The following is a 26,146-nucleotide window of genomic DNA, read 5'->3' on the forward strand; positions in this document are numbered from 1 at the left end:
GTGGGGTCTGAATTCCAAGAAACCGGCGGTCCACGCCATGTCGCCATCATCATGGATGGCAATGGACGTTGGGCGCAGGCCCGGAACCGGCCGCGTCTGTTTGGCCACCACGCCGGCGCTCGCCGTGTCCGGGAAATTGTTGAGGCATGCCCGGAAAATGGCGTCAAGTACCTGACAATATTCGCTTTTTCGACTGAAAACTGGAAGAGAACTCAAATCGAAGTGGCGGGATTGATGAGCTTGTTCCGGAGGTACATCTTCAAAGAAATGCAGGAATTCGTGCGCCGCAATGTTCGAGTACGGTTTATTGGCGACCGGGTGAAGCTGGACCAAAAACTGTGTAGCCTAATGGATGAAGCCGAAGAGCTGACCAGCCATTGCACGGGAACCAACCTAACCGTTGCGCTAAACTACGGCAGCCGGGACGAGGTTGCCCGCGCCACCAAGCGGTTGGCCCGTGACGTGGCAGATGGCAAGCTGCGTCCCGAGGACGTAAATGAAGAAACCCTGCCAAAATACCTCGATACGCGCGTGCTGCCCGACCCAGATCTGGTGATCCGCACAAGCGGAGAGGCACGCATTTCGAATTTTCTATTATGGCAATCGGCCTATGCCGAGTATGAATTCGTTGAAACCTTGTGGCCTGATTTCTCAGCTGAAGAATTTCATCGGTTGCTTGTATCTTTTGGCAGTCGTGATCGCCGGTTTGGCGGGATCAAAGCATGAGCGCAGTTTCCGAGAAATGGGCCGATCTCGGGCCGCGTATTCTGTCGGCCATTGTTATGGTGGCAATCGGTGCCGTTGAGGTTTGGCTGGGTGGCTATTGGTTCCATGCCCTTGTCGCTGCAGTTGGCGGTGGCATGATCTGGGAACTCACCCGGATGATGACATCTCCGAGCTCGCGGTTGCCCATTCCAATGGGGGTATTGAGTGCAGTTGTCCTGTTTATTGGACCTGAAATGCCGCACCAAGCGATGCTGCCAGTTCTGTTGGCACCTGCAATAGTTGGCGCGACCCAAATCGAAAAAGATCGTTTAATATATGGCGCTTATGCCGTTACCTTGATGCTGGCGTGCACGGGTTTGATGTTGCTTCGCGACTTCAATGGCATTCGCCTGATTGTTTGGCTGGTACTGGTTGTGATCGCGACGGATGTCGCCGGGTACTTCGTCGGCCGCATCGTTGGTGGTCCAAAGTTCTGGCCCAAGGTCAGCCCTAAGAAAACCTGGTCGGGCACGGTTGGGGGCTGGGTGGCCGCCGCAGCAGTTGGTGCGTTTTTTGGCAGTTGGCCTTTGATCCTTGTCAGCGTGGCCACGGCCTTCTTCTCGCAAATGGGGGACGCGGCTGAAAGCGCCATCAAACGGCGTACCGGCGTCAAAGACTCATCTCATCTGATCCCGGGTCATGGTGGATTGCTGGACCGGTTCGACGCTCTGATGGGGGCGGCCTTGTTTGTCATGCTGATGGGGGCCATTGTCGGGCTTCCGACAGGCCAGTAGATGCGCAAGGTTTCGATCTTTGGCGCGACCGGGTCTATCGGACAGAACACGATTGACCTGATTGACCGTGATCCTGATGCCTATGACGTCGTTGCACTGAGCGGCGGGCGCAATATCGCGCAACTGGCGGACGACGCAATCCGGCTAAAAGCCGAGGTTGCGGTCACCGCTCACGAAGACTTGTTCGAGGATTTGCGCGCGGCTTTGACTGGAAGCAGTGTCGAAGCTGCCGCAGGATCAAATGCCATAGATGACGCGGCAAGTCGCCCGGCTGACTGGGTGATGAGCGCGATTGTCGGTGCGGCAGGCCTGAAACCCGGGCTTTGTGCCCTGGAACAAGGCGCAACATTGGCGCTGGCCAACAAAGAGTCTCTGGTTACCGCAGGGGCCCTGATCATGGGTACAGCCCAAAAACACAACGCGCGTATTCTTCCAGTGGACAGTGAGCATTCGGCGGTTTTTCAGGGGCTGGTTGGCGAAGATTTCTCGAGTGTCGAGCGCATCATCATCACAGCCAGCGGCGGCGCGTTTCGCGACTGGAGCCTTGAAGATATGGCGCGTGCAACACCGGCACAGGCGTCATCTCATCCCAATTGGAACATGGGGCAGCGCATCACAATCGACAGCGCATCCATGTTTAATAAGGCACTTGAGTTAATTGAAACCAAAGAGTTTTTTGGGTGTCCGCATGACATGATTGAGGTTCTGGTGCATCCGGAATCGATGATCCACGCGTTGGTGGGGTTTAAGGACGGAGCGCTGATGGCACATGTCGGCCCTCCGGACATGCGCCACGCCATTGGATACGCGCTGCATTGGCCTGAACGCCGGGATCTGCCCGTTGAACGTCTGGATCTTGCCAAGATCGGCCAGATGCATTTCCGTGCGCCCGATCCTAAGCGTTATCCCGCTCTGCGGTTGGCTCATGAGGTCATGGAGGCGGACGGGCTGAGCGGTGCGGCCTTTAATGCGTCCAAGGAAATCGCTCTGGATGGTTTCCTTGAAGGGCGTATTGGGTTCCTTGATATGGCTGGCGTCGTTGAAGAGGTTTTGACGCGTCTTTGGGGCGGCGCATGTCATATTAATGCCGAAATGACCCTTGATACCGTGCACGAAACGGACCACATCGCCCGTCAGACGGCTGAAACGGTCATCGCAGAGCGGCAATAAGAGAGAACACACGTGGATATTTTTAGCCTGCTTTCCGGCTTTGGAAATACATTCTGGATCCTGATCGCCTTTGTTATCGCATTGTCGATCATTGTCGCGATCCATGAATACGGCCATTACATTGTCGGACGGTGGACAGGGATCGGAGCGGATGTGTTCTCATTGGGCTTTGGTCCGGTGCTCTATTCGCGGGTCGATAAACGCGGCACCAAATGGCAGATCGCCGCCATTCCGCTGGGCGGGTACGTCAAGTTCAAGGGCGACGCCAATGCTGCCTCGGGCAAGGACGGTGAGTCGATGTCGACCATGACCGACGAAGAACGCCGTCACACGATGCATGGCGCCCCCTTGTGGGCGCGTACAGCGACAGTTGCTGCGGGACCGATCTTTAACTTTATCCTGTCGATACTTGTGTTTGCCGCCGTCTTTATGAGTGAAGGCGAGGTGGGCGACAAATTGGTGGTTGGCGGAATGCATGGCCTTCCGCAGGCGCATGAGTTGTTGCCGGGCGACGAAATTCTATCGATTGCAGGGCTGGAAAACCCCGGCCTGGAAGATAGCGAAGGGTTTAGCGCCTTTGTGGACGCGATCCCGCTAGAGCAGCCTTTGGCGTTTAACGTCCAGCGCGGTTCTGATGTGTTGGACGTGAAGGGGCCTTACCCGTATCCGCCGATCGTTTTGTCTTTGTCACCGCGCTCAGCCGCTTATGAAATCGGGCTTGAGGTCGGCGATGTCATAACGTCCGTAAACGGGCAGGCTATTGTCGGTTTTTCTGAGCTGAAGGAAGCGGTTGAAACCGGCAATGGTGAAGTTCTGTTGCTGACCGTCTGGCGCATGGGAGAAGAGCTGGAGTTTGCCTTGGCGCCGCGGCGCGTGGATGAACCGCAAGCCGAAGGTGGGTTCAAAACCTCGTGGCGGATCGGGATCGGCGGCGGTTTGGCATTTGAGCCTGCGACCGAGACGTTGGGGCTTGGTAGCGCGTTGTATGGCGGGGTGGTTCAAACTAATCGGATTATCCAGGGATCAATCTCGGGCCTCTACCATATGATCACTGGCGCGATTTCGTCGTGCAACCTTTCAGGCCCGGTTGGGATCGCGCAAACGTCGGGTGCCATGGCCAGCCAGGGCGTGCAGAGCTTTATCTGGTTTATCGCGGTGCTCTCAGCAGCCATCGGAATGCTGAACCTGTTTCCAATCCCCATGCTGGATGGCGGCCACCTCGTGTTTTATGCCTACGAAGCGGTGGCAGGGCGTCCGCCCAGTGACGGTGTCGTACGGGTTCTGATGACGCTTGGACTTATGATCGTCATGAGCCTTATGGCGTTTGGTCTGCTCAACGATATCGTGCGCTGTTAGGCGCTTGGACAGTGTCCCGACAACAAGCTTTCATCTAGCTGCCCCATTCTTGCCATAATCTTTGGCTACTTCTTGGGAAAGCAATGAGAGAGTGGGACAGGACCCATGCACACAATTGAGCAAGGCTACAAAGCGATAAGTCTGTTGTTGGATATCAACTGGGACCGCCTGTTGTTTCCCTCCGCGATCTTGGCGGGGTTGATGTTAGCGGCTTACGTCGGCTCGCGCGGACTGTTCTGAACAAACCCGTGATCCACGGTGATGAGTGACCCGTTTTGCTTTTGCAGGCGGGTCCTTTCACGTTTGTGGATAAGCCTGTGGATAACTCATCAGACCGGATAGACTCTTTGCCATTTTGACAACTCAGCTCAGACTCGTTAGTCACATCTCAACAGGGATGTCACACAGGATCTGGGGTATGAGCAACCATAAGAGGGCAGTGACGCAAGCAGCGGTCCGCGACGAGACCGGAATGCGGCGCTTTATTATTGCAATTTTCTTTTTAATTTCAGCGGCTTTGGTTGTGTTGCCGAGCCTGGCCGCTGCGCAGCAATACACGTTCAATTCCATCAAGGTTGAAGGAAACCAGAGGATCGAATCCACTGCGATCCGCACCTATGCAGGAATCGATACCGGACAAACGGTTAGCGCAGGCCAACTAAATGCCGCCTACCAGCGGGTTTTGGAGAGTGGCCTTTTTGAAACGGTTGAACTGACACCGCGTGGTAATCAACTGACCATCAAAGTCGTAGAATACCCCACTATCAACCGGATCAGTATCGAGGGTAACGCGCGCCTCAAGGATGACGCTCTGGAACCGTTTCTAGAGTCAAAGCCGCGCCAAGTTTTGAACCCCACCGTCGCCGAACGAGATGCGGCGACCATCGCCGAAGCCTATGCTCAGGCTGGTCGACTTGCGGCGCGGGTGACACCACGCATCATCCGGCGCAGTGACAACCGGGCTGACCTGGTTTTCGAAGTTTTCGAGGGCGATACAACTGAAGTTGAGCGCATTAGTTTTGTCGGCAACCAAGCCTATTCTGATCGCAGATTGCGCCGGATCGTCGATTCTAAACAAGCTGGGCTTTTGAGGGCTGTCATCCGTCAAGATACGTTTGTTGCTGATCGCATTGAGTTCGACAAACAGGTCCTTCGTGACTTCTATCTGTCGCGAGGTTATGTCGATTTCCGCACGACGGGTGTTAACGCAGAACTGTCTCGCGAACGTGATGGGTATTTCTTGACGTTCAACGTTCAGGAAGGTCAGCAGTTTAGCTTTGGTGAAATCACCGTCCGCAGCGAAATTGATTCAATTGACGCGGCCAAGTATTTAGACGAACTGAAAATCAAACCTGGTGTGGTTTACTCGCCATTGCTTGTTGAAAGTTCAATTACACGGCTTGAAAAACTGGCGCTGCGGCAGGGGCAGGACTTTGTTCGTGTTGACCCGATCATTACGCGAAATGAGCGGGAGCTAACGCTTGACGTCGAATTTGCGCTTGTTCGCGGACCACGAATTTTTGTTGAACGGATTGACGTCGAGGGCAACACTGCAACGCTGGACAAGGTGATCCGCAATCAGTTCCGGATTGCGGAAGGTGATCCGTTTAATCCACGGGAAATCCGCGAAAGTGCCGAACGCATCCGAGCCCTGAATTTCTTCGAAACAGCCGAGGTCAATGCCCGCGAAGGGTCCACGCCTGATCAGGTTGTTGTCGACGTCGACGTTGTCGAGAAACCGACCGGATCACTGAAATTTGGTGGTACGTATTCGACTGACTTTGGGATCGGTTTGGTTGTCTCCTTTGACGAGCGGAACTTCCTTGGGCGGGGACAATCCCTTGGTCTTGGCTTTTCAACTGCTGCTGAGGAAAACGACTATCGTTTCTCCTTCTACGAGCCGTCGTTCTTGGGGCGTGATCTTCGCGCCGGATTCGCTTTGCGTTACGTAGATCGAGAGCCCGATCAGGTGCGTTGGACCAATACAGTTGGCGAATTCCGCCCGTCTCTGCAGTTCCCGGTTAGCGAGTACGGCCGGTTGGGACTGCGATACACCGGAAAGAACAATAAGATGAAACTGGATTCAGTGTCATCGATCCCCGGTTCGGTCATTGATCAGGAAGCCGCTGTTGGCAGCGTCTGGCAGAGCTCGGTTGGGTACACCTACAGTTACGATACACGTGGTGTTGGCCTAGACCCCAATAGCGGTGTGCGATTGCAGTTCTCGCAGGATTTTGGCGGCTTGGGCGGCGATTATGAGTTCATCTCAACGACCGCATTGGTGTCTGCCGAAACCAAAGTTCTTCAGGAAGAAGTTACACTGCGTGCCACATTTGAGGGTGGGGCCTTGTACTCGCCCAACAATGACAGCCGCTCGACTGACCGCTTCTTCCTAAGCTCGCGCCAACTTCGTGGTTTTGAACCGTTTGGCGTCGGCCCACGCGAATATGACGGTGGCACTTTGCAGAATGATCCCTTAGGCGGCACTTATTACGCCGTTGCCCGTTTTGAGGCGGAATTCCCCTTGGGATTGCCGACAGAACTTGGGATAAATGGTGGTTTGTTTTATGACGTCGGCACTGTTTGGGGTCTGGACGGCGGGACGTCCGGTGTCGGCACAATTCTTTACGAAGATATGAGTTTGCGGCACGTGATCGGATTTTCGCTCTTCTGGGATACGGTTATTGGTCCTTTGCGTTTCAACTTCACTAAGGCGCTTCAAAAAGAAGAGTTTGATGAGGAACGCAATTTCGACTTTACGATCTCTGCTGAATTCTGATTGCTGTGGCGATGTGTTTGAAAGGGTTTCTTCGCATCGCCATTTTGCTGGTGGCTTTTGCGTCACCAGCATTAAGTCAGTCACAATCCCAGTCAGGAGCGTTACCGCAAAGCCCGATCCTAGCGGTTGATTCAGAACGGCTGTTTTCAGAGTCTGACTTTGGTCAGCGGGTCGCCCGGGATATAGAGGCCGAGCAGTCGGTGTTGCTTGCAGAAAACCGGCGCATCGAATCTGAATTGACCACCGAAGAAAAGCGTCTCACAGATTTACGCAAAGACATGTCATCTGAGGATTTTCAGGCTATTGCTGATGCCTTTGATGCGCGTGTGCAAGATATTCGACGCGAACAGGATGCCAAGGGTCGGGCCATCACTGAAATGCGGGACCGTCAGCAAGCGGTGTTCATTCAGGCGGCGCGGCCGATCTTGATTGAACTGATGCGCGAGGCTGGGGCAGGTATGATTATTGAGCGCCGGACCATACTTGTATCGACTGATGCGGTCGATATTACCGAGCAAGCCATTGAGCGATTGAACCGAGCAATTGGCGACGGCAGCCGAGACGCGGGCGACCAATAGGCTGCGTGCTTGCTCATCCCGGCATGGATTGCTAGGGCTAGGTACAAACTGAACGTTCACGATCCACCGGGAGACCCTAATGTCCGACACTTTGCAAAACGCTGATATTGGCTTGATCCAACGGATTATTCCGCATCGTTATCCGTTCCTATTGGTGGACAAAGTGATTGATATCGATGGCTACAAGTCGGCGACCGGCATCAAGAACGTCACCATGAACGAACCACATTTTCAGGGGCACTTCCCAGGCAAACCAATCATGCCAGGCGTCACCATTGCCGAAGCGATGGCCCAGACTGCTGCCGTAATGGTGGGGGTTGCAATGGGCATGGAAGACAAAGAGTTGCTTGTCTATTTCATGTCGATCGACAAGTGTAAGTTCCGTCGCATGGTAGTGCCGGGAGATGTGTTGGAAATGCGCCTTGAAACGATGCGTGGAAAACCGGGTGGCAAAGTTTGGAAGTTTTCTGGCGTGGCGACTGTCGATGGTGAAATGGCATGCGAATGCGAGTTCACGGCGATGATGGACCTCCCCAAGGAGTAACGCGCATGGCCATTTCTCCACAGGCGCAGATTCACCCTAGCGCGGTCATAGAGGACGGTGCACAAATCAGCGCGGATGTCGTCGTTGGGCCGTTCTGTGTAGTCGGGCCTCGTGTTGTGCTCGAGCGCGGAGTCGTGCTCAAATCCCACGTGGTGGTCAGCGGTGGTACACGGATCGGCGAAGAGACCGAGATCTTTCCCTTTTCCGTCATTGGCGAAATTCCACAGGACCTCAAGTTCAAGGGCGAAGAGACCCGGCTTGAGATTGGCAAACGCAACCGCATCCGTGAGCATGTAACCATGAACACCGGCACCCAAGGTGGGGGTGCTGTGACCAGAATTGGGGACGACGGGCTTTACATGGCGGGCTGCCACATCGCCCACGATGCGCATGTGGGCAATCGGGTTGTGATCGTGAACTCGGTCGCCGTTGCCGGACACTGTGTGATCGAAGACGATGTCATAATCGGTGGCCTTTCAGGAATTCACCAATGGGTGCGGATCGGCAAAGGCGCCATTGTCGGGGCTCTGTCGATGGTTACCAACGACGTGATCCCACATGGATTGGTTCAGGGCCCAAGGGGAAAACTGGACGGCCTGAACCTCGTTGGATTGAAACGCCGGGGTGTAAGCCGCGAGGACATCACCGCCTTGCGGGCTGCGTTCCAGATGATGGCGCAGGGCGAGGGGGCCTTTCAGGAGCGCACCCGTCGCATGGGCGAAGAGTTCGACAGCGAATACGTGCAGGAAATCGTTGATTTTGTATTGGGCGAAACCGACCGTTCCTACCTGACACCGGGGTAAAGAAAACGATGCAGGATCTGGCCATTCTCTCGGGTGATGGGGCTTTGCCCGTCATGCTGGCCGCAGCGCATCCCGACGCTGTGCGCGTGGTGTTTCACGGGGTCGAGAACGCGATGGAGGCGCCTGTTGCCGAGCATCGCTTTGAAAAGCTCTCCAGCCTGTTTGACGATCTAAAGGCGCGCGGTGTCAGCCGTGTTGTTCTGGCGGGCGCCATGGCGCGCCCTGCTTTGGATCCGGGCCAACTTGATCCGTTCATGATGCAGCTTGCGCCGCGCCTGATGGCCGCGATGCAAGGTGGGGATGACGCCATTTTGCGCCTGATCATCGCCGTCTTTGAAGAGCAGGGGTTCATCGTCGTTGGCGCGCATGAGTTGTTGCCCGGCATGACTGTGCCCGACGGGGTATTTGCGGGCCCCGAGCCGACCGCTGACCACATGTCCGATGCCAGCCGGGCGGCAGATATCCTTTTGGCCCTGTCACCGCTGGATGTGGGGCAGGGCACTGTGGTGTCCAAAGGGCTGTGTCTGGGGATCGAAACCCTGCAAGGCACTGACGCGCTTTTGCGCTTTGTTGCCGAAACGCCCGCGCATTTGCGCCGTGGACCTGGCGGCGTGTTGGTCAAAGCCCCAAAGCGTGGACAGGACCTGCGCGTCGACATGCCCGTGGTCGGGCCAGACACGGTTCACAACGCGGCGGCTGCAGGGCTTGCCGGAATTGTGACATCTGCCGGTAAGGTTCTGATCGTCAATCACGATGCCACGCGTCAGGCCCTGGAAGAGACCGGTCTGTTTCTCATGGGCCGGGTGCTCTGATGCACGTCTTCCTGATCGCAGGCGAATTGTCGGGCGACAGGTTGGGCGCAGCCTTGATGGAGGGGCTTAAAACCCTGTGTCCTGAGGTGACGTTTTCTGGTGTTGGCGGCCCGTTGATGACGGCGCAAGGCCTGTCCAGCCTGTTCCCGATGGACGAGCTGAGCGTCATGGGCATTGCCGAGGTGCTGCCCAAGTACCGCCATCTCTTGAAGCGGATGCACCAGACGGCGGATGCGGTTCTGGAGCAAAAGCCGGACGTCTTGGTCACCATCGACAGCCCAGATTTCTGCCTGCGGGTCGCGCGCGAGGTAAAAAAGGCCAGTAGCCTCCGCACCGTGCACTACGTGGCGCCCTCGGTCTGGGCATGGCGTCCGAAACGGGCGCAAAAAATGTCACGTGGTGTGGATCAGGTGCTTGCCCTCTTACCGTTTGAGCCGCCCTTTATGGAGGCCGCGGGCATGCGCTGTGACTTTGTCGGGCATCCGGTGGTCAACGAACCTGTGGCCAGCGACGCCGAGGTCACAGCCTTTCGTGCAGACCATGGCATTGGTGACGCGCCCTTGTTGATCGCCTTGCCCGGATCTCGCCGTGCCGAGGTCTCGCGGCTGACACCAGCCTTTGGCGAGGTGGTCGCGCGAATGAAACAGGTCAAACCCGAATTGCAGGTTGTGTTGCCCGCAGCGGGGCCGGTCGCTGGGCTGGTGAAAGAGCTGACAGCAACTTGGCCGCATCCGCCGGTAATTCTTGATCCGGCTGGCCTGTCGGAAGAGGCCGCACTGGCCCGAAAACGGGCAGCGTTTCGGGCGGGCGACGTTGCGTTGGCGGCGTCGGGCACGGTGTCTTTGGAACTGGCTGCCAGCGACACGCCCATGGTCATCGCCTATGATATGAATTGGATGAGTTGGCAGATCATGAGCCGCATGGCGCTGATCGACACGGTCACGCTGGTCAATCTGGTGACCGACACGCGGGCAGTGCCAGAATTCCTCGGCCCGGCGTTTCAGCCAGAGGCGATTGCGCCTGCCTTGTTGGAAGTTCTCGACAATCCCGGCCCACAGCGCAGCGCGATGGCGTTGACGATGGAGTCGCTGGGCAAAGGTCAGGCAAATCCCGGATTGCGTGCCGCGCGCGCGGTCTTGGAAGGGCTGGAAGGCTAAGACGACATGTGGGTGCAAATTGGTCTGGCTGCCTCGGGCGGAGTGACGCTTCTGGCGACCAATCTCGACAATTTGGCTGTGCTGGTGCCGCTCTTGCTGACCAAGGGTCGCACGTCGGCCTTGGCCGGATTTCTTGGGGCGCAGCTCATCGTGCTTGCCATCGCCGCTGGCTTTGCCGAAGGGGCCGAGATCACCTTTTCGTCGTGGACGGGATATCTGGGCGTGATCCCACTGGCCTTGGGGCTTTGGGGTCTTTGGGGCCAATGGAAGGCGTCCGAAGGTAGCGTTCCGGCGCCTCGGTCCAAAGGGACGATCCTCGCGTATCTGGTGTTGTTCCTTGGGCTTTCCACTGACAGCCTTGCAGTTTTTGCTCCACTCTTGGCTGACACGCTTCCAGGCTACCGGATCTCGGTTCTGATCGGAGCTGGCATGGCATTGGTCGGGCTTGGTACGCTGGCTTTGGCGCTCTCGGCCTCGGTACACAAAAGCCAGCACCTGTTGGCACGGCTCGAGCGGTTAGGCCCCTATGCGATGATCGCCGTGGGACTCTATGTGCTGTCCAACACAGCCACCGACGCTGTCTGATCTTAATACCCGCGCCAAATCCAGCCGCCGCCAAAGATGCGGCTGCTCTCGGTGTCATAGAACACGCAAGCCTGACCCGGTGACACGCCTTCTTCGGGGGTCAGCAGTTCAACTTCGGCCGTATCCGGCCCCGTTGGACGGATAATCGCTTCGCGTGGTGGGCGGGTAGAGCGGACCTTAACCGCCACATGCCATTCCGCGCGACTGTCAAAGGGCTCATCGCCCAGCCAGTTGATCTCGCGCACAGGGATAATGCGGGTCGAGAGCATCTCTTTCGGTCCGACAACCACTTGCTTGGCGTCAACGTCCAGTTTCACCACATAGAGAGGCTCTGAAAGACCTCCGATACCAAGGCCGCGCCGCTGCCCGATGGTGTAATGAAGGACGCCCCCATGCTGTCCCAGAACCTTGCGGTCCGGGTCAACAATGTCACCGGGTTCTGCTGCGCCGGGACGCAGTTTTTCAATCACCGACGCATAGTCACCATTGGGCACAAAACAGATGTCCTGACTGTCGGGCTTGTCGGCCACGGCCAGGCCATACTCGGCGGCCAGAGCACGCGTCGCGTCCTTGTTCGGCAGATGGCCCAGCGGAAAGCGCAGGTATTCCAGCTGTTCCGGCGTTGTTGAAAACAAAAAGTAGCTTTGGTCGCGCTGCGCGTCTTCTGCCGAATGAAGTTCGGCCCCACCCGCACCAACCATACGCTGAATATAGTGACCCGTGGCCATACAATCGGCGTCCAGATCCTTGGCGGTTTCCAGAAGATCTTTGAATTTCACGCGCTCGTTGCACCGGATACACGGCACCGGAGTCGCGCCGGCAAGATAGCTGTCGGCAAATTCATCGACCACCGCGTCCTGAAAGATGTTTTCGTAATCCAGGACATAGTGCGGAAAGCCCTTTTCCTCGGCCACGCGGCGGGCGTCGTGGATGTCGATGCCCGCGCAGCAGGCGCCCTTTTTGGCAAGCGCTGCACCGTGATCGTACAGTTGGAGCGTGACGCCAACCACGTCATAGCCCTCATCCGCCAGCTTTGCCGCGACAACGGACGAATCCACGCCGCCTGACATCGCCACCACCACGCGGGTTTCCGAGGGTGGTTTGGCAAAGCCCAATGAGTTCAGTTTTGTGTCGCTATCCAGCGCCATGTGAGTCGCTCCAACCAGAAGTCGTCAAGAATATAGGAAAATCCTAACTACTCTCAAGGGGTGGTTTCACGCCTCGTTAAGCCTGATGCGCGAGCATGTGCTCAAAGTGAGGGTTTGGGTATGTTTTTGAAAAAAGTTGAAGGGCCAAGAACGGTAACGACAGCGGATGGGCAAGTGATGACATTGGCCGATTTGCCACCAGTGAACACACGCCGCTGGGTTGCATCGCGCAAAACTGCGGTGGTGCGAGGGGTGCTCTACGGGCTGATTTCACAAAGTGATGCTCTTAAGCGCTATGGCCTAAGCGAGGAAGAGTTTCAGGAATGGGTCAGCGCAGTCGCTCAGCATGGAATTGAGGCACTGAAAGCCACCAACGTGCAAAAGTATAGACAACCTTAGATTGCATATATAAGTTTCCCTATAACAGTAACCGGCGGTTAACCTTTGTTCGACATGGTTAACGGCGAACCGAACTTGTTATGAGGACCTTGTTATGCGTGTCTTGCTGGTCGAGGATGACCCTGCCACATCGAAAAGCATCGAAATGATGCTCACTCATGCGAACTTGAAGGTTTATGCCACCGATCTTGGTGAAGAAGGGGTCGATCTGGCAAAACTCTATGATTACGATCTGATCCTTTTGGATCTTGGGTTGCCCGATATGACAGGGCATGAGGTTCTGCGCCAACTGCGGTTGGCACGGATTGAAACGCCAATCCTGATCCTCTCAGGGGCGGACGACACGGAAAGCAAGATTAAGGGATTTGGTTTTGGCGCTGATGATTACTTGACCAAACCATTCCACCGCGAAGAACTGGTGGCGCGCGTTCACGCCATCATTCGACGTTCCAAGGGGCATTCGCAATCTATTATCCGAACGGGTGAAATCGCCGTGAATCTTGATGCAAAGACGGTCGACGTTCAGGGCAAACCTGTGCATTTGACCGGCAAAGAGTACCAGATGCTTGAGCTGCTTTCGCTGCGGAAAGGCGCGACGCTGACCAAAGAGATGTTCCTGAACCACCTTTATGGCGGCATGGATGAACCAGAGCTGAAAATTATCGATGTATTTATCTGTAAGCTGCGCAAGAAACTCAGCGAAGCCACGGGCGGTGATAACCAAATCGAAACCGTGTGGGGGCGGGGTTATGTGCTGCGCGACCCGCAGACCGGTGAGCTGGAAGATCAGGAACGTTTGGCACTTCGGGCCTGACTGAGTCTGGACCTGACCGCTGCCGCCGCCTATCACTAGTCAAAAGTGACGGGGAGCGCAGCGGTGAGTGCCGAGATCGACATTTTCAAATTGACCGAACAGCAGGCGCGTGACGAGCTTGCTCGTCTGGCCGAGAGTCTGTCTGAGGCGAACACGGCCTATCACGGCGCCGATGCGCCGGACTTGTCTGATGCCGAATATGACCGCCTGAAACGCCGCAACGCCGCGATTGAGGCCGCGTTTCCCAATCTCAAACGCAGTGACAGTCCGTCAGATCAGGTGGGCGCCGCACCTTCCGAAGGCTTTGGCAAGGTTACCCATGCCGTTGCGATGCTGTCTTTGGGCAATGCGTTTGAAGACAGCGACGTGCAGGATTTTGATGATCGCATTCGCAAGTACCTGGGGCTAGAGACCGGCGCGTTGGCCTATACGGCTGAGCCTAAGATAGACGGGCTTAGCCTGTCATTGCGCTATGAGAACGGGCATTTGGTTCAGGCCGCGACGCGCGGGGATGGTGCTGTTGGCGAAAATGTCACCGAAAATGCGCGCACGATTGCCGATGTTCCCCAGCACGTCACGGGTGCACCAGACGTTCTGGAAGTGCGCGGTGAAGTCTATATGAGCCACGCGGATTTTGATGCGCTGAACGCCCGGATCGAAGCTGAAAATGCGGTACGTGCCGCCGAAGGCAAACGGCTGAACACCCGCTTTGCCAACCCTCGCAACGCCGCCGCCGGATCTCTCCGGCAGCTGGACGCGGCGATCACCCGGTTGCGCCCTTTGCGTTTCTTTGCTTATGCTTGGGGTGAACTGAGCGCCCCCCTAGCAGAAACGCAGATGGAGGCGATTCAGCGACTGAAAAAATTTGGGTTTGTCACCAATGATTTGACCGCGCTTTGCGACGGACCCGAAGCAATGATCGCGCATTACCGCATGATCGAACAGCGCAGGGCAACTCTGGGCTATGATATTGACGGCGTCGTTTACAAAGTGGACCGTCTGGACCTGCAATCGCGGCTCGGATTTCGTGCCACGACCCCCCGCTGGGCAGTGGCGCATAAATTCCCCGCCGAACTGGCCTGGACACGCCTGGAAGCGATCGACATTCAAGTTGGCCGCACTGGAGCCTTGTCACCGGTCGCGCGATTGACGCCGGTGACAGTGGGCGGCGTCGTGGTCTCCAACGCCACCCTACACAACGAAGACTATATTGAAGGACGCGACAGCAAAGGCGCCGAAATCCGCGGCGGCAAAGATATTCGTATCGGGGATTGGGTGCAGGTTTACCGCGCCGGTGACGTGATCCCGAAAGTGGCCGACGTCGACCTGTCTAAGCGACCCGATGACAGTGAACCATTTGCGTTCCCGACGCTGTGTCCTGAATGCGACTCGGTTGCTGTGCGCGAAGAAGGCGACGCGGTGCGCCGCTGTACCGGTGGTTTGATTTGCCCGGCTCAGGCCGTGGAAAAGTTAAGGCATTTCGTGGGTCGCAAGACCTTTGACATCGAGGGACTGGGCGCCAAACAGATTGAGATGTTTTACGACGACGAGACTCTGCCAATCCGCGAACCATCGGACATTTTCACGTTGGAGGCTCGAGATTCCGAGACGCTGACCCGGCTCAAGAACCGACATGGCTGGGGCGAACAGAGTGCCGCCAACCTCTTTGCCGCGATTGACGATAAGCGCCGTATCCCCTTTGCACGTCTGTTGTTTTCACTTGGTATTCGTCATGTGGGTGAAGTCGCTGCCAAGGATCTCGCCTTGCATTACAGCGAATGGGACGCCTTGGTGGCAGCCTTGGATCTCGCGCGTCCGGCCGCACTCGCGAACCGGGCTGCAGATGAGGCAGAGGCAAAGGAACGCGTGGCCGCAAACGCCGAAGGCCGTCGCGCCCGGATCAAAGATAGCCGCGACCGGGCAGAGTTGTCCCTTGATGTGGCCGCGGAGTCCCGTGCCGCATGGGATGACCTTATTGGAATTGACGGGATTGGAAGCACGGTTGGGCAATCCCTGTCCGATGCCATGGCCAACCCTGTTGAGCGCGCGGCCATTGATCGCCTTGTGTCTCATTTGACGGTGATCCCTCCCGACGCACCCGCCAGCGAAAGCCCGGTCGCCGGAAAAACTGTGGTCTTTACCGGAACGCTCGAACAGATGACCCGCGCCGAGGCCAAGGCACGCGCCGAAAGTCTTGGGGCCAAGGTTTCAGGGTCGGTCTCTGGCAAAACAGACATTCTGGTCGCGGGCCCGGGGGCAGGGTCAAAAGCCAAGAAAGCTGCGGATCTGGGCGTGGAAACCATTGATGAACAGGCCTGGCTGGACCTGATAGAGGGGCTATGACGGGCCGACCTGAGCAACTTTTCCCGCTCTTTGCGGACCTGACCACGCTTGACGGGGTTGGGCCCAAAACCGCACAGCATCTGGCTCAGATTGATGTTGAAAAACCGCGCGACCTTGTGTTTTCACTGCCGTATTCCGGCGTTGACCGGCAGAAACGAGACTCGGTTTTGGACGTCGACGCCCCCGACGTGGTGACAGTTGAGGTGTTGATCTGCGCGCACCGCCCGGCGCGCAATCGTGGGGGCGCCTATCGTATAACGGTCGAAGACAGCCGCACGGCATTCCAGCTGGTGTTCTTTCACGCGCGTGGGGATTACCTGCAACGGCTGCTGCCTCAAGGAGAGCGGCGCATAGTCTCTGGCAAGGTTGAGCTGTTCGATGGGGTCGCGCAGATGGTGCACCCGGATCACGTGTTACCGCTGGACGAGGCTGGTGATATTCCCGCTTTTGAACCGGTCTATGCGCTGACCTCGGGTGTGACGCTCAAAACCATGTCCAAGGCGGCCCAATCGGCCGTGGCCCGCAGCCCTGATCTGGACGAATGGATTGATCCGACGCAGAAATCTCAGTCGAAATGGCCCGATTGGAGGGCGGCAGTTCTGGCCGCGCACAACCCGCAATCGCTGAAAGACCTGTCCGCAACCACACCGGCCCGCGAGCGATTGGCCTATGATGAGTTTTTTGCCCATCAGATGACGCTGGCCCTGGCACGGGCGAAATTGCAACGCGCCAAGGGGATAATCAGCGAAGGCACGGGCAAGCTGCAAAGCCGGGTACTGGGTCAGTTGCCATATACGCCCACCGGGGCGCAAGGCCGTGCGATCGAGGATATCACCCGCGATATGGCAGCGCCGCTGCGCATGAACCGTTTGCTTCAGGGCGACGTGGGTGCTGGCAAAACGCTTGTGGCCTTTATGGCGCTCTTGGTGGCGGTGGAGGCCAGCGGGCAGGGGGTGATGATGGCCCCAACCGAAATTTTGGCGCGTCAGCATCTACAGGGCCTGCGCCCCTTGGCCGAAAGCGCAGGCGTGGTTCTGGGAATTCTGACAGGACGGGACAAGGGCAAGGAACGCAAAGCCAAGCTGGCCGCTCTGGCGCGTGGCGACATCCACATTCTTGTCGGAACCCACGCGGTGTTTCAGGACGACGTGCACTTTGCCGATTTGCGACTGGCCATCGTTGATGAGCAACACCGGTTTGGCGTGCGCCAGCGGTTGGAGCTGGGCAAAAAGGGCGCTGGGGCGGATGTTCTGGTGATGACCGCCACGCCGATCCCGCGCAGCCTCGCGCTGGCCCAGTACGGTGATATGGATGTCTCAGTGCTGGATGAAAAACCACCCGGGCGACAGCCGATCACCACAGCGATGGTGACCACGTCGCGTATGGATGAGGTGGTCGAACACCTGCGCAAGGCTGTGAGTGAAGGCAAACAGGCCTATTGGGTCTGCCCGCTGGTGGACGAAAGTGAGAGCCTGGATCTGGCCGCCGCCGAAGAACGGTTTAAACACCTTCGGGCTGCATTAGGGGATGAAGTAGTTGGATTGGTGCACGGCCAAATGCCGCCGGCCGAGAAAGACGCGGCAATGGAACGTTTCGTGGCCGGTAAGACCAGCGTTCTGGTGGCTACAACCGTGATTGAGGTTGGGGTGGATGTGCCAAACGCCTCGATCATGGTGATTGAACGGGCAGAGATCTTTGGGCTTGCTCAATTGCACCAACTGCGCGGGCGGGTGGGGCGTGGATCCGAGGCATCGACTTGTTTGTTGATGTACAAGTCACCTCTCAGCGAAGGCGGACAAAAGCGTCTGACCACATTGCGTGAGAGTACAGATGGCTTTCGCATCGCCGAAGTTGATCTGCAAATGCGCGGCGCTGGTGATTTGATCGGAACAGCGCAATCAGGAGTGCCAAGGTTCCGAATTGCGGATATGGAGGCACAGGCGGCTTTGATGGCCGTGGCCCAAAGTGATGCACGGAAATTGTTGAATGATGATCCCGACCTGACCAGCCCCCGAGGTCAGGCGGCGCGTGTTCTCTTGTGGCTGATGGAACAGGATCAGGCGATCCGTTTGATTTCAGTAGGTTAGTCCCGTCAGGCTCTTTTTGTTCGCAAATGTTCTCAAAAAGTTCTTTACAGGTCGTTAAGGATATGAGAACAAAGAGGCAACAAAAGCAATATCCGAGCAGGAGCCGCCCCATGATGACCCAGATCAAAACCGTGATCCGCAATTCCCGTGCCACGTTGATTCAGGATTCTGTGGGTGTTCTCGTGCTGGTCGTGATGATGCTTGTTGCCCTGCATGTGCCGGGGATTGCCTGAATTTCTGCCAGCGTTCTTGTGCCGGTTCCTTCACCGCATCCTGTCCCAACTTTGATGCATCGAGACTGACACTGCCTGTCCCAAGTCCGACTTAGGGTTCTGCCTCAAACCCTCTAATCGAAGGCCCCGGGTCCTACACAAGAACGCACCAAACCTCCGCCGCCTTCCCTATGGAAGTGCGGCGGTTTTTTTTCGTGGGGGTGCGGGAATTCAGGCGCAGTTGGCCTGAGCGGCCTGATCCATTGCTTCCAGCGTCGCTTCTACTGCCAACAGGATCGACGCGTGGCGGTTCTTGTAGTCCCGCGCCGGGCGCAGCACTTCCAATCCGTCAAACGGCGCAGGCGGCGTTGGTCCGTCTTCTTTCAACATGCGCTTGAGCGCGTCGCGTGCGGTTTCGATCTCGTCGCGGCTGCGGCCGATCACATTGGCCCCCACAACCGAGGCCGAGGCCTGACCCAGGGCACAGGCTTTGACGTCTTGCGCAAATTCGGTGATGCGCCCGTCATGCAATGTGATGTCCACGGTCACGGTCGATCCGCACAGAGGTGAGCGTTTTTTGACCGTCGCGTCAGGCGCTGCCAGCCGGTCCGTATGCGGAATTTCAGCCGCCAGCGCCAGAATGCGCCCCGAATAGAGTTTGATCAGGTCATTTTCGCCGGACATGGCTGTTTCCTTTGTCGTCTGTTTTCTAGATAGAGGAGGCGATCCGATATGCAAAGGGTTTGACGACATGGGATTTGATGCTGCGACACTAAAATTCAATGAGGCCGGCCTGATACCTGCCATTGCCCAAGACGCAGAAAGCGGCGATGTGCTGATGATGGCCTGGATGAACGCCGAGGCCGTGATGCGAACGCTGGACTCTCGTCGCGTGACCTATTGGAGCCGGTCGCGACAGGCGTTTTGGGTCAAAGGCGAAAGCTCGGGTCATGTACAGGAATTGGTCGAATTTCGCTTTGATTGCGACCGTGATAGCTTGCTTGTGAAAGTACGTCAAACCGGACCTGCCTGTCACACCAACCGCCGCAGCTGTTTTTACTCAGCTGTTAAAGACGGCGAAGAAGTCGAACTGATGGCGCCAATGATCTGATCGGCCCTGTTTGGCCGGGCCCGCGGCGCGAGTACTTCAGGCAATACGAAGTCAAGGGTTCAGAGCCCAACCATGCGCCGGATGTCTTGCGGCGTTGCGCCTTCGGCGCGGTATTTTGCGATGGCACGGGCATCGTCGCGTTTGGCAAGTCGTTTTCCAGCGTCGTCACGGATCAGGGCGTGGTGATGATACTGCGGGCGCGGCAGCCTAAGCACGTTTTGCAAAAGAATGTGGATCGGCGTGGCCTCGAACAGGTCCTCTCCTCGGATCACATGCGTGACCCCTGTTGCGGCATCGTCCAGAACGACCGAGAGATGATAGGACGCCGCCATGTTGCGCCGGGCCAGCACAACGTCACCGATGTTGTCGATCATCGTTTGGGCGTCCAGAGCATGCGCACCGTTGTTGGCAGGTCCGGACTCATCAAATCTGGCAGGCAAGCCAATGGTGCAGGCCTTGGCCATGTCCAAGCGCGTGCAGGTGCTTTGACTGTATTGCAGTCCCTGACTTCGGCAGGTTCCGGGGTAAATGCGTCCATCTGGGCCGAACAGAGGCGCACCTTCTTGCGGGGCATTGGCTGCGGCCTCGATGTCTCGTCTGGTGCAGCCGCATTCGAACGTGAGACCTTGGTCGCGCAGTAAGTCCAACGTCTTGGCGTAGCCGTCGAAGTGTTCAGATTGGCGCCGAGCGGGCCCGTCCCACGTGATGCCCAACCAAGTCAGGTCGTCATAGATTTGCTCTTCCCATTGCATGCGCGCGCGGGATTGGTCCAAATCATCGATTCGCAAGAGGAACTCACCTCCTTGATCCCGCGCCATGTCTTGCGCCAAGAGCGCAGAATAGGCGTGACCCAGGTGCAGGGGACCAGTTGGGGATGGGGCAAATCGTGTACGGAACATTACGTTTTTTCATATACATAGACGTCGGAGTTTAACCCTTGGCCGGGCAAATGCGGTCCAAACTCTCGCAACCGTTCAATCGCGAGGCCGCTGTTAAGTGCCGCGTCGCGTGCCTCGGCATAGTCGCCGTCCTGTATCACGTGATCGTTGTAAGAGAACACCAGCAGACCGCCCTTTGGCAGCGCTTTTAGCAAGCCTTGGACCAACGAGGGCGGTCCGGCCCCGACCCCGATGACGCCAATGGCCGCGATCAAGGAATAGCGTTCCTTGATCCCATCGGTTCCGGTCTCGGCGCTGACGTGCTTGAGGTCGCGGTAAATACCTTTGGACCGGGCTTTGGCCAGCATTTCGGCTGAAAGATCCCGACCATCCAGCGTCTCAAATCCGGCCAAACGCAGGGCAATGCCGGACAGACCTGTTCCACAGCCAAAATCCAATACCGGTTGGGACAGGTCCGGTGCCACGCGCGCCAAGGCTTCGGCGCAGCGACGCGGTGTGGCATAGCCGTTTTCCAAGATTTCTGCCTCGTAGGTGGCGGCCCATTCATCATAAAGTGCTGTCACGTCCGGGACGTTGTCGCGATCATAGATGTCTTCGAGAAACGATTTGCTCATGCACTGACTAAACCGTTTTCGCCGCGCTGCGTCCAGTCAGCTTTGTGCCGCCAGCCAGCCCTGCCAGTCCGCCTTGGCGCGATCCGTGTAGGCTTTGTAGCGATCTTTGCGGCCACGCCGCCCACCTTTCAGGCCTTCCACCGGCTGGAACAGGCCAAAATTTACATTCATTGGCTGGAACGTTTTGGCCTCGGCGCCTCCGGTGATGTGATGGACCAAAGCGCCCATCGCCGTGTTCTGAGGGGCGGTGTCCAGTTTTTGACCAAGGATCTCCGCAGCAGCCAGACGTCCGGCCAGCAACCCCATTGCGGCACTTTCGACATAACCCTCAACCCCAGTGACCTGCCCGGCAAAACGGATGTTGGGGCGAGACTTCAGACGCATCTGATCATCCAGAAGCGAAGGGGAGTTGATAAACGTATTGCGGTGAATGCCGCCTAGCCGGGCAAAAGAGGCGTCTTCAAGACCGGGGATGGTTTTGAACACTTCGGCCTGCGCACCGTACTTCATTTTTGTCTGGAAACCCACGATGTTATAAAGCGTTCCTAAAGCGTTATCACGGCGCAGCTGCACCACGGCATAGGGCTTGTTTTCGGGGTCATTGGCGTTGGTCAGCCCAACGGGTTTCATCGGCCCAAACCGCAAAGTTTCACGGCCACGTTCCGCCATCACTTCGATCGGCAAGCAGCCATCAAAATAGGTGGCGGTTTCGCCTTCGTGAAACTCGGTTTTGTCGGCGGCCAAGAGCGCGTCAATGAACGCCTCGTATTGGTCGCGGTTCATCGGACAATTGAGATAGGCCTTTTGCTCTGCCTCAGTCTCGCCCTTGTCATAGCGAGATTGCAGCCAGGCCACGTCCATATTGATCGTGTCTGCATAGACAATCGGGGCGATGGCATCAAAGAACGCCAGCCGGTCAGCGCCAGTTTCGGCCTGAATAGCAGCGCCTAACCCTGCTGAGGTTAGCGGGCCCGTAGCGAATATCCAATGGCCCTCAGTGGGCAGTTCGGTGATTTCACCATAGTCGACGCGCACGTTGGGCAATGCGGTCAGTTCGGCTGTTACACTTTCGGAAAAAGGGTCACGGTCGACGGCCAAGGCGCCACCAGCGGGCAAGCGGTGCTTGTCGGCCATCGCCATGATCAACCCGTTGGCAGCGCGCATCTCCCAATGTAACAAGCCCACAGCATTTTGTTCGTCGTCATCCGAGCGGAACGAGTTTGAACAGACCATCTCGGCCAGATTGCCGGTGCGATGGGCAAATGTTTCCACCTTTGGGCGCATCTCGTGGATCACCACGTTCACGCCCATATGGGCCGCTTGCCATGCGGCTTCTGAGCCTGCCATGCCGCCGCCGACGATATGTAATTCTTGGGTCATGGCTCGCCACATAGGGCAGACAACCTGTTTTGAAAAGGGGGTCTGAAAGAGCTTGGGCTCTGTGCCCGAAAGAAACGTCGCGGCGGGATCCAATTGGAGAGAGGTAAGCAGTTCGTCCCAGAGGCCCGCCGCGCCGATCCGCAACCCATCGGGCAAACGGGGTGCATAGCGTTGATATGCGGGGGACCGATCTTGTGGGGTGGTCCCCCATTTCGGCGCGATCTACGCAACCCAATAGGGCAACGCGGACAGCCGATAAGCCGTCAGAATGCCCGATTCCGTTGGGTTAAATAACCGGGAAATAAGGAAAAACACCGTTGCGCTTAAGGAAACGTTTATTGCGTCCAGTCGGGGTCACGTTTCTCCAGAAAGGCGCTGATGCCTTCTTCGGTGTCGCGGTAGAGCATGTTTTCCACCATGACATCTCCGGTATAGGCATAGGCCTCGGCCGTGGTCATCGTGGCTTGTTGATAGAAGGCCTGTTTGCCGATCTTAACGGCCGCACCCAGTTTGCGCGCGACGGTTTCTGCAAGTTCTGTGGACTTCGCCGCCAATTGATCCTGCGGCACGACATGATTGATCAGTCCCAAGGCTTCGGCCTCATCGGCGGGAATGAAACTGCCGGTGGTCAGCATTTCAAACGCTTTTTTGCGCTGAATGTTGCGGCTGAGGGCGACCATAGGGGTTGAGCAGAACAGGCCGATGTTAACGCCGTTCACGCCAAACCGCGTGCCTTCGGCAGCGACCGCCATGTCACAAGTCGCCACCAACTGGCATCCGGCAGCGGTGGCGATGCCATGCACCTGAGCAATGACCGGTTGGGGCAGGGACTGCACGGTCAGCATCATCCGGGCGCAGCGGTCAAACAGGTCCTTGAAATAGGCCTTGCCGCCATCTTCTGCCTGACGGCCTGCGGTCATCTGTTTCAAGTCATGGCCTGCGCAAAACGCCTTGCCTTCTCCAGACAAGACCACGGCGCGCGCAGAGGTATCGGTCTTGAGGGCGTCAAACTCAATTTGCAGTGCGGCCAGCATTTCGTCTGACAGGGCATTCAACCGTTCAGGTGCATTCATATGCAGATAGGCGACCGAATTAACGTCGCGGCGTTCCAGAATTGCCATCTTGCTCTCCATGTGCTTTGCGGCAACCCTAGCGAAGCGCTTCAGGGGAGGAAAGCATGAGTGTCAAGTTCACGCCACAGGAAATGAATTACTTTCTTGATGAGATATTTCCTCAGGTCAAAGGTACATTTGTTGTCGAAGAATTGACTGAAAGTGGTTGTGTGATGCGCATGCCGGTGACGGATGCGCACTTGCGCCCTGGCGGCACAGTATCTGGTCCATCCATGTTTGGTCTGGCGGATGTGGCGGCTTATGTCGCAACGATGGGACAGATTGGGCGCGAAGCGCTTGCGGTTACCACCAGCTGTTCTTTGGATTTTATGCGCAAACCCGAAGCAGGCCGAGACATGGTCGCCCATGCCACCTTGCTTAAGATGGGTAGGACACTGTCGGTTACGGACATTCTGCTGTATTCAGAAGGCCAAGCTGCACCGGTCGCGCGCGCATCCATGACCTATTCTATTCCACCCCGAAAAACCTGAGGGCAGGGGATAGTCATTATATTCTGTTATTGATATGTGTCTTGCGTAACCAAGTGCCCCAAGCAATGTAAGGAGACAGCCCGTGTCCAGCACCGTCAGGCCTTCGCGGTTGATGCATTTTCCTGTGCCACTGTTTGCAATGGTGATGGGCAGCTTGGGGTTTAGCGTCGCCTTGATGAGCGGCGCGACCATCTGGCCTTTCTTGTACGGCGTTGGCGCGGTGGTCATGTGGGGCGCCATCATTCTGTTTGCCGGTCTTGCTGCGACCTACATCGCAAAATGTCTACGGTATTCAGACGCGGTCAAGCTTGAGTGGAACCATCCGGTCAAACTGGCGTTTTTTCCCGCGATCTCTATCTCGCTGCTCTTGATGGCCATCGCCCTTTTGCTTTCTGGCTATGAGGCTGCGCGCGGCGTGTGGCTGGTTGGGGCAGGGCTTCAGGGTATTTTGACCATCGCGGTGATTTCGGGCTGGATCAGCCACCGTGCTTTTGAAGTTGGGCATTTGACACCGGCCTGGTTCATTCCGGCGGTTGGCAACGTGATTGCACCCATCGCTGGCGCTCGGCTCGGATATGTTGAGCTGAGTTGGCTGTTCTTTTCCGCAGGCATTCTGTTCTGGTTGGTTCTTCTGACACTGGTGTTCAACCGGTTGATCTTTCACAATCCGATGCCCGCAAAACTCCTGCCGACGTTGGTCATTCTTATTGCGCCCCCATCTGTCGGTTATTTGGGCTACGTTGCGCTGTCAGGGCAGGTGGACGCCTTTGCGCGCATCCTTTTGAATTCAGGTTACATCTTTACCATTTTGGTCCTGGTTCAGTCGCCAAAACTGGTCAAATTGCCCTTTGCACTCTCCTGGTGGGCGTTAAGCTTTCCGGTCGCCGCTTTAACCGCAGCATCGTTCGGGTTTGCCGAGGCCACCGGGTCCGTGGCCCACAGTGTGATTGGAACAGGCCTGCTGGTTTTGCTGTGCGTTATCATGGTCGCGCTGTTCTTTCGGACAATACAGGCCGCGCTACGTGACCAGATCTGTGTTCCTGATTGATTTTTGTGGGGTAAAATAATACCTATTTTATAAGTTGTTGATTTAGCGCTTTTATTTGAGGGCTTATGCGCTTGACCGTGCGCGCCATGCCTTTATAACCCGCCCATCGAATTCCGGTGCATCGTCACTGGTGCATCCGTCAACCAAATCTCAGGTAGACCAACCATGAAAACCTTTTCTGCGACTCCGGCAGACATCGAAAAGAAATGGATCATCATCGACGCCGAAGGCGTGGTGCTGGGCCGTCTCGCATCGATCGTTGCCATGCGCCTGCGCGGCAAGCACAAGGCGTCTTTCACACCGCACATGGACATGGGTGACAACGTCATCGTGATCAATGCGGACAAAGTCCAACTGACCGGCAAAAAACGCACGGACAAAAACTATTACTGGCACACTGGCCACCCGGGCGGCATCAAGTCGCGCACCGCGGGTGAACTGCTGGAAGGCGATCACCCCGAACGCGTGGTGACCAAAGCCGTTCAGCGCATGCTGCCGGGCAACCGTCTGTCGCGCAAGGTTATGACCAACCTGCGCGTTTATGCAGGCGCCGAGCATCCTCACGAGGCGCAAAGCCCCGAAGTGCTGGATGTGAAATCCATGAACTCTAAGAATACTCGGAGCTAATCAATGGCTGATCAAATCAACTCGCTTGAAGAGCTGAACGCCGTTGCAGGTGAAGAAGCTGTTGTCGAAGTCGCAGCACCCCGCGAGCCCGTCCGTGACGAGCTGGGTCGTGCCTATGCCACCGGCAAACGTAAAGACGCTGTTGCCCGTGTTTGGATCAAACCAGGTTCCGGCAAAGTGATCGTAAACGGCAAGGATCAGGACAAGTATTTTGCACGTCCCGTTCTGCAGCTGATCCTGCGTCAGCCGATGCAGGTTGCTGGTGTCGAAGGTGAATTCGATGTTTACGCCACCGTTAAAGGCGGCGGTCTGACCGGTCAGGCCGGTGCGGTTAAGCATGGTATCTCGAAAGCTCTGCAGCTTTACGAACCCTCCTTGCGCGCCCCGCTGAAAGCCGCTGGCTTCCTGACACGCGACAGCCGCGTTGTGGAACGTAAGAAATACGGTAAGCGCAAAGCGCGTCGTTCGTTCCAGTTCTCGAAGCGCTAACGCCGAACGAGCTTACAAGAATACGAAAAGGGCTGCGGTTTCGCGGCCCTTTTTTCATGCCCGTTTGCTACAGATTGGAAAGGTCTGTA

Annotated in this window: 28 protein-coding genes; 22 read left to right on the forward strand and 6 right to left on the reverse strand. The window is 56.9% G+C overall.

Features of this window, described 5'->3' with window-relative positions; genetic code table 11:
• The 12 genes from Q0932_RS05635 (at position 1) to Q0932_RS05690 (ending at position 11,283) form a co-directional block, all read left to right on the forward strand.
• On the forward strand, positions 1–726 hold the full coding sequence (locus Q0932_RS05635) for an isoprenyl transferase (protein ID WP_299350412.1): 726 nt from the start codon (positions 1–3) through the stop codon (positions 724–726).
• Positions 723–1,499: a phosphatidate cytidylyltransferase gene (locus tag Q0932_RS05640; protein WP_299350414.1), complete on the forward strand. Its 777-nt coding sequence runs from the start codon at positions 723–725 to the stop codon at positions 1,497–1,499. The genes Q0932_RS05635 and Q0932_RS05640 overlap by 4 nt, the downstream gene beginning before the upstream one ends.
• Positions 1,500–2,669, forward strand: a complete 1,170-nt coding sequence (gene dxr, locus Q0932_RS05645) for a 1-deoxy-D-xylulose-5-phosphate reductoisomerase (RefSeq protein WP_299350416.1) — start codon at positions 1,500–1,502, stop codon at positions 2,667–2,669. It begins immediately after the preceding gene.
• A 12-nt stretch (positions 2,670–2,681) separates the two neighbouring features.
• The gene (rseP, locus tag Q0932_RS05650; protein ID WP_299350418.1) at positions 2,682–4,025 is read left to right on the forward strand and encodes an RIP metalloprotease RseP; all 1,344 of its coding nucleotides are present in this window, start codon (positions 2,682–2,684) and stop codon (positions 4,023–4,025) included.
• Positions 4,026–4,130: 105 nt separating this feature from the next.
• On the forward strand, positions 4,131–4,265 hold the full coding sequence (locus tag Q0932_RS05655) for a hypothetical protein (protein ID WP_299350419.1): 135 nt from the start codon (positions 4,131–4,133) through the stop codon (positions 4,263–4,265).
• A 178-nt stretch (positions 4,266–4,443) separates the two neighbouring features.
• The gene (bamA, locus tag Q0932_RS05660) at positions 4,444–6,804 is read left to right on the forward strand and encodes an outer membrane protein assembly factor BamA (RefSeq protein ID WP_366141389.1); all 2,361 of its coding nucleotides are present in this window, start codon (positions 4,444–4,446) and stop codon (positions 6,802–6,804) included.
• 17 nt (positions 6,805–6,821) lie between these two features.
• Positions 6,822–7,382: an OmpH family outer membrane protein gene (locus Q0932_RS05665; protein ID WP_299350421.1), complete on the forward strand. Its 561-nt coding sequence runs from the start codon at positions 6,822–6,824 to the stop codon at positions 7,380–7,382.
• Positions 7,383–7,461: 79 nt separating this feature from the next.
• Positions 7,462–7,926, forward strand: a complete 465-nt coding sequence (gene fabZ, locus Q0932_RS05670) for a 3-hydroxyacyl-ACP dehydratase FabZ (protein ID WP_299350423.1) — start codon at positions 7,462–7,464, stop codon at positions 7,924–7,926.
• A 5-nt stretch (positions 7,927–7,931) separates the two neighbouring features.
• On the forward strand, positions 7,932–8,729 hold the full coding sequence (gene lpxA / locus Q0932_RS05675) for an acyl-ACP--UDP-N-acetylglucosamine O-acyltransferase (protein ID WP_299350425.1): 798 nt from the start codon (positions 7,932–7,934) through the stop codon (positions 8,727–8,729).
• Positions 8,730–8,737: 8 nt separating this feature from the next.
• A complete protein-coding gene (lpxI, locus tag Q0932_RS05680) occupies positions 8,738–9,541 on the forward strand; it encodes a UDP-2,3-diacylglucosamine diphosphatase LpxI (RefSeq protein WP_299350426.1) in 804 nt (267 codons plus the stop codon).
• Entirely contained in the window at positions 9,541–10,698 is a 1,158-nt protein-coding gene (gene lpxB, locus Q0932_RS05685) for a lipid-A-disaccharide synthase (protein WP_299350428.1), read from the forward strand. Before lpxI ends, lpxB begins: the two co-directional genes overlap by 1 nt.
• Before the next feature lie 6 nt (positions 10,699–10,704).
• Complete coding sequence (locus Q0932_RS05690; protein ID WP_299350429.1) at positions 10,705–11,283, forward strand: hypothetical protein; 579 nt, start codon at positions 10,705–10,707, stop codon at positions 11,281–11,283.
• A 2-nt stretch (positions 11,284–11,285) separates the two neighbouring features.
• Here Q0932_RS05690 and mnmA read toward each other — a convergent pair whose 3' ends face one another.
• On the reverse strand, positions 11,286–12,431 hold the full coding sequence (mnmA, locus tag Q0932_RS05695) for a tRNA 2-thiouridine(34) synthase MnmA (protein WP_299350431.1): 1,146 nt from the start codon (positions 12,429–12,431) through the stop codon (positions 11,286–11,288).
• A gap of 120 nt (positions 12,432–12,551) precedes the next feature.
• Here mnmA and Q0932_RS05700 point away from each other — a divergent pair, with 120 nt between their 5' ends.
• From Q0932_RS05700 to Q0932_RS05720, 5 genes are all read left to right on the forward strand, one after another.
• Positions 12,552–12,830 carry a DUF1153 domain-containing protein gene (locus Q0932_RS05700; protein ID WP_299350433.1) on the forward strand — a complete coding sequence of 93 codons (279 nt, stop codon included), beginning with the start codon at positions 12,552–12,554 and terminating at the stop codon, positions 12,828–12,830.
• Positions 12,831–12,924: 94 nt separating this feature from the next.
• A complete protein-coding gene (gene ctrA / locus Q0932_RS05705; RefSeq protein WP_299350434.1) occupies positions 12,925–13,644 on the forward strand; it encodes a response regulator transcription factor CtrA in 720 nt (239 codons plus the stop codon).
• Positions 13,645–13,734: 90 nt separating this feature from the next.
• On the forward strand, positions 13,735–15,987 hold the full coding sequence (ligA, locus tag Q0932_RS05710) for an NAD-dependent DNA ligase LigA (RefSeq protein WP_299350644.1): 2,253 nt from the start codon (positions 13,735–13,737) through the stop codon (positions 15,985–15,987).
• On the forward strand, positions 15,984–18,074 hold the full coding sequence (gene recG / locus Q0932_RS05715) for an ATP-dependent DNA helicase RecG (protein ID WP_299350436.1): 2,091 nt from the start codon (positions 15,984–15,986) through the stop codon (positions 18,072–18,074). Before ligA ends, recG begins: the two co-directional genes overlap by 4 nt.
• Positions 18,075–18,184: 110 nt before the next feature.
• Positions 18,185–18,307: a hypothetical protein gene (locus Q0932_RS05720; RefSeq protein WP_299350437.1), complete on the forward strand. Its 123-nt coding sequence runs from the start codon at positions 18,185–18,187 to the stop codon at positions 18,305–18,307.
• A gap of 210 nt (positions 18,308–18,517) precedes the next feature.
• On the opposite strand, the gene Q0932_RS05725 is transcribed toward Q0932_RS05720, so the two are convergent.
• Positions 18,518–18,970, reverse strand: coding sequence for an iron-sulfur cluster assembly scaffold protein (locus Q0932_RS05725; RefSeq protein ID WP_299350439.1), 453 nt, complete (start codon positions 18,968–18,970; stop codon positions 18,518–18,520).
• 67 nt (positions 18,971–19,037) lie between these two features.
• Here Q0932_RS05725 and hisI point away from each other — a divergent pair, with 67 nt between their 5' ends.
• The gene (hisI, locus tag Q0932_RS05730; protein WP_299350441.1) at positions 19,038–19,397 is read left to right on the forward strand and encodes a phosphoribosyl-AMP cyclohydrolase; all 360 of its coding nucleotides are present in this window, start codon (positions 19,038–19,040) and stop codon (positions 19,395–19,397) included.
• 59 nt (positions 19,398–19,456) lie between these two features.
• On the opposite strand, the gene gluQRS is transcribed toward hisI, so the two are convergent.
• The 4 genes from gluQRS to Q0932_RS05750 all read right to left on the reverse strand — a co-directional run bounded on the left by gluQRS (position 19,457) and on the right by Q0932_RS05750 (position 23,423).
• Positions 19,457–20,296 (reverse strand): tRNA glutamyl-Q(34) synthetase GluQRS, encoded by an 840-nt coding sequence (gene gluQRS, locus Q0932_RS05735; protein WP_299350443.1) that lies wholly within the window; start codon positions 20,294–20,296, stop codon positions 19,457–19,459.
• Positions 20,296–20,910 carry a methyltransferase domain-containing protein gene (locus Q0932_RS05740; protein ID WP_299350445.1) on the reverse strand — a complete coding sequence of 205 codons (615 nt, stop codon included), beginning with the start codon at positions 20,908–20,910 and terminating at the stop codon, positions 20,296–20,298. Before Q0932_RS05740 ends, gluQRS begins: the two co-directional genes overlap by 1 nt.
• Before the next feature lie 36 nt (positions 20,911–20,946).
• Positions 20,947–22,290 carry a methylenetetrahydrofolate--tRNA-(uracil(54)-C(5))-methyltransferase (FADH(2)-oxidizing) TrmFO gene (trmFO, locus tag Q0932_RS05745; RefSeq protein ID WP_299350447.1) on the reverse strand — a complete coding sequence of 448 codons (1,344 nt, stop codon included), beginning with the start codon at positions 22,288–22,290 and terminating at the stop codon, positions 20,947–20,949.
• Between the two features lie 335 nt (positions 22,291–22,625).
• A complete protein-coding gene (locus tag Q0932_RS05750) occupies positions 22,626–23,423 on the reverse strand; it encodes an enoyl-CoA hydratase (protein WP_299350449.1) in 798 nt (265 codons plus the stop codon).
• A 44-nt stretch (positions 23,424–23,467) separates the two neighbouring features.
• Between Q0932_RS05750 and Q0932_RS05755 the strand changes: the two genes are divergently transcribed.
• The 4 genes from Q0932_RS05755 to rpsI all read left to right on the forward strand — a co-directional run bounded on the left by Q0932_RS05755 (position 23,468) and on the right by rpsI (position 26,057).
• On the forward strand, positions 23,468–23,893 hold the full coding sequence (locus Q0932_RS05755) for a PaaI family thioesterase (protein ID WP_299350451.1): 426 nt from the start codon (positions 23,468–23,470) through the stop codon (positions 23,891–23,893).
• An 82-nt stretch (positions 23,894–23,975) separates the two neighbouring features.
• Entirely contained in the window at positions 23,976–24,941 is a 966-nt protein-coding gene (locus tag Q0932_RS05760; protein WP_299350453.1) for an SLAC1 anion channel family protein, read from the forward strand.
• 165 nt (positions 24,942–25,106) lie between these two features.
• Positions 25,107–25,568, forward strand: coding sequence for a 50S ribosomal protein L13 (gene rplM / locus Q0932_RS05765; RefSeq protein ID WP_299350455.1), 462 nt, complete (start codon positions 25,107–25,109; stop codon positions 25,566–25,568).
• Between the two features lie 3 nt (positions 25,569–25,571).
• A complete protein-coding gene (gene rpsI / locus Q0932_RS05770) occupies positions 25,572–26,057 on the forward strand; it encodes a 30S ribosomal protein S9 (protein WP_299350456.1) in 486 nt (161 codons plus the stop codon).
• The last annotated feature ends 89 nt before the right edge of the window (positions 26,058–26,146 follow it).

This window comes from uncultured Shimia sp. (genome assembly GCF_947498095.1).
GTDB lineage: Bacteria > Pseudomonadota > Alphaproteobacteria > Rhodobacterales > Rhodobacteraceae > Shimia.

What these genes read in the sequence shown, in the direction of transcription:
- recG (WP_299350436.1), top strand. Translation starts at nt 15,984, where the DNA reads ATGACGGGCCGACCTGAGCAACTTTTCCCGCTCTTTGCGGACCTGACC.
- Q0932_RS05725 (WP_299350439.1), bottom strand. Translation starts at nt 18,970, where the DNA reads ATGTCCGGCGAAAATGACCTGATCAAACTCTATTCGGGGCGCATTCTG.
- dxr (WP_299350416.1), top strand. Translation starts at nt 1,500, where the DNA reads ATGCGCAAGGTTTCGATCTTTGGCGCGACCGGGTCTATCGGACAGAAC.
- lpxI (WP_299350426.1), top strand. Translation starts at nt 8,738, where the DNA reads ATGCAGGATCTGGCCATTCTCTCGGGTGATGGGGCTTTGCCCGTCATG.
- hisI (WP_299350441.1), top strand. Translation starts at nt 19,038, where the DNA reads ATGGGATTTGATGCTGCGACACTAAAATTCAATGAGGCCGGCCTGATA.
- Q0932_RS05720 (WP_299350437.1), top strand. Translation starts at nt 18,185, where the DNA reads ATGATGACCCAGATCAAAACCGTGATCCGCAATTCCCGTGCCACGTTG.
- trmFO (WP_299350447.1), bottom strand. Translation starts at nt 22,290, where the DNA reads ATGACCCAAGAATTACATATCGTCGGCGGCGGCATGGCAGGCTCAGAA.
- mnmA (WP_299350431.1), bottom strand. Translation starts at nt 12,431, where the DNA reads ATGGCGCTGGATAGCGACACAAAACTGAACTCATTGGGCTTTGCCAAA.
- Q0932_RS05750 (WP_299350449.1), bottom strand. Translation starts at nt 23,423, where the DNA reads ATGGAGAGCAAGATGGCAATTCTGGAACGCCGCGACGTTAATTCGGTC.
- Q0932_RS05690 (WP_299350429.1), top strand. Translation starts at nt 10,705, where the DNA reads ATGTGGGTGCAAATTGGTCTGGCTGCCTCGGGCGGAGTGACGCTTCTG.
- rpsI (WP_299350456.1), top strand. Translation starts at nt 25,572, where the DNA reads ATGGCTGATCAAATCAACTCGCTTGAAGAGCTGAACGCCGTTGCAGGT.
- ctrA (WP_299350434.1), top strand. Translation starts at nt 12,925, where the DNA reads ATGCGTGTCTTGCTGGTCGAGGATGACCCTGCCACATCGAAAAGCATC.
- Q0932_RS05700 (WP_299350433.1), top strand. Translation starts at nt 12,552, where the DNA reads ATGTTTTTGAAAAAAGTTGAAGGGCCAAGAACGGTAACGACAGCGGAT.
- Q0932_RS05655 (WP_299350419.1), top strand. Translation starts at nt 4,131, where the DNA reads ATGCACACAATTGAGCAAGGCTACAAAGCGATAAGTCTGTTGTTGGAT.
- Q0932_RS05640 (WP_299350414.1), top strand. Translation starts at nt 723, where the DNA reads ATGAGCGCAGTTTCCGAGAAATGGGCCGATCTCGGGCCGCGTATTCTG.
- bamA (WP_366141389.1), top strand. Translation starts at nt 4,444, where the DNA reads ATGAGCAACCATAAGAGGGCAGTGACGCAAGCAGCGGTCCGCGACGAG.
- lpxB (WP_299350428.1), top strand. Translation starts at nt 9,541, where the DNA reads ATGCACGTCTTCCTGATCGCAGGCGAATTGTCGGGCGACAGGTTGGGC.
- Q0932_RS05740 (WP_299350445.1), bottom strand. Translation starts at nt 20,910, where the DNA reads ATGAGCAAATCGTTTCTCGAAGACATCTATGATCGCGACAACGTCCCG.
- rplM (WP_299350455.1), top strand. Translation starts at nt 25,107, where the DNA reads ATGAAAACCTTTTCTGCGACTCCGGCAGACATCGAAAAGAAATGGATC.
- lpxA (WP_299350425.1), top strand. Translation starts at nt 7,932, where the DNA reads ATGGCCATTTCTCCACAGGCGCAGATTCACCCTAGCGCGGTCATAGAG.
- Q0932_RS05755 (WP_299350451.1), top strand. Translation starts at nt 23,468, where the DNA reads ATGAGTGTCAAGTTCACGCCACAGGAAATGAATTACTTTCTTGATGAG.
- gluQRS (WP_299350443.1), bottom strand. Translation starts at nt 20,296, where the DNA reads ATGTTCCGTACACGATTTGCCCCATCCCCAACTGGTCCCCTGCACCTG.
- fabZ (WP_299350423.1), top strand. Translation starts at nt 7,462, where the DNA reads ATGTCCGACACTTTGCAAAACGCTGATATTGGCTTGATCCAACGGATT.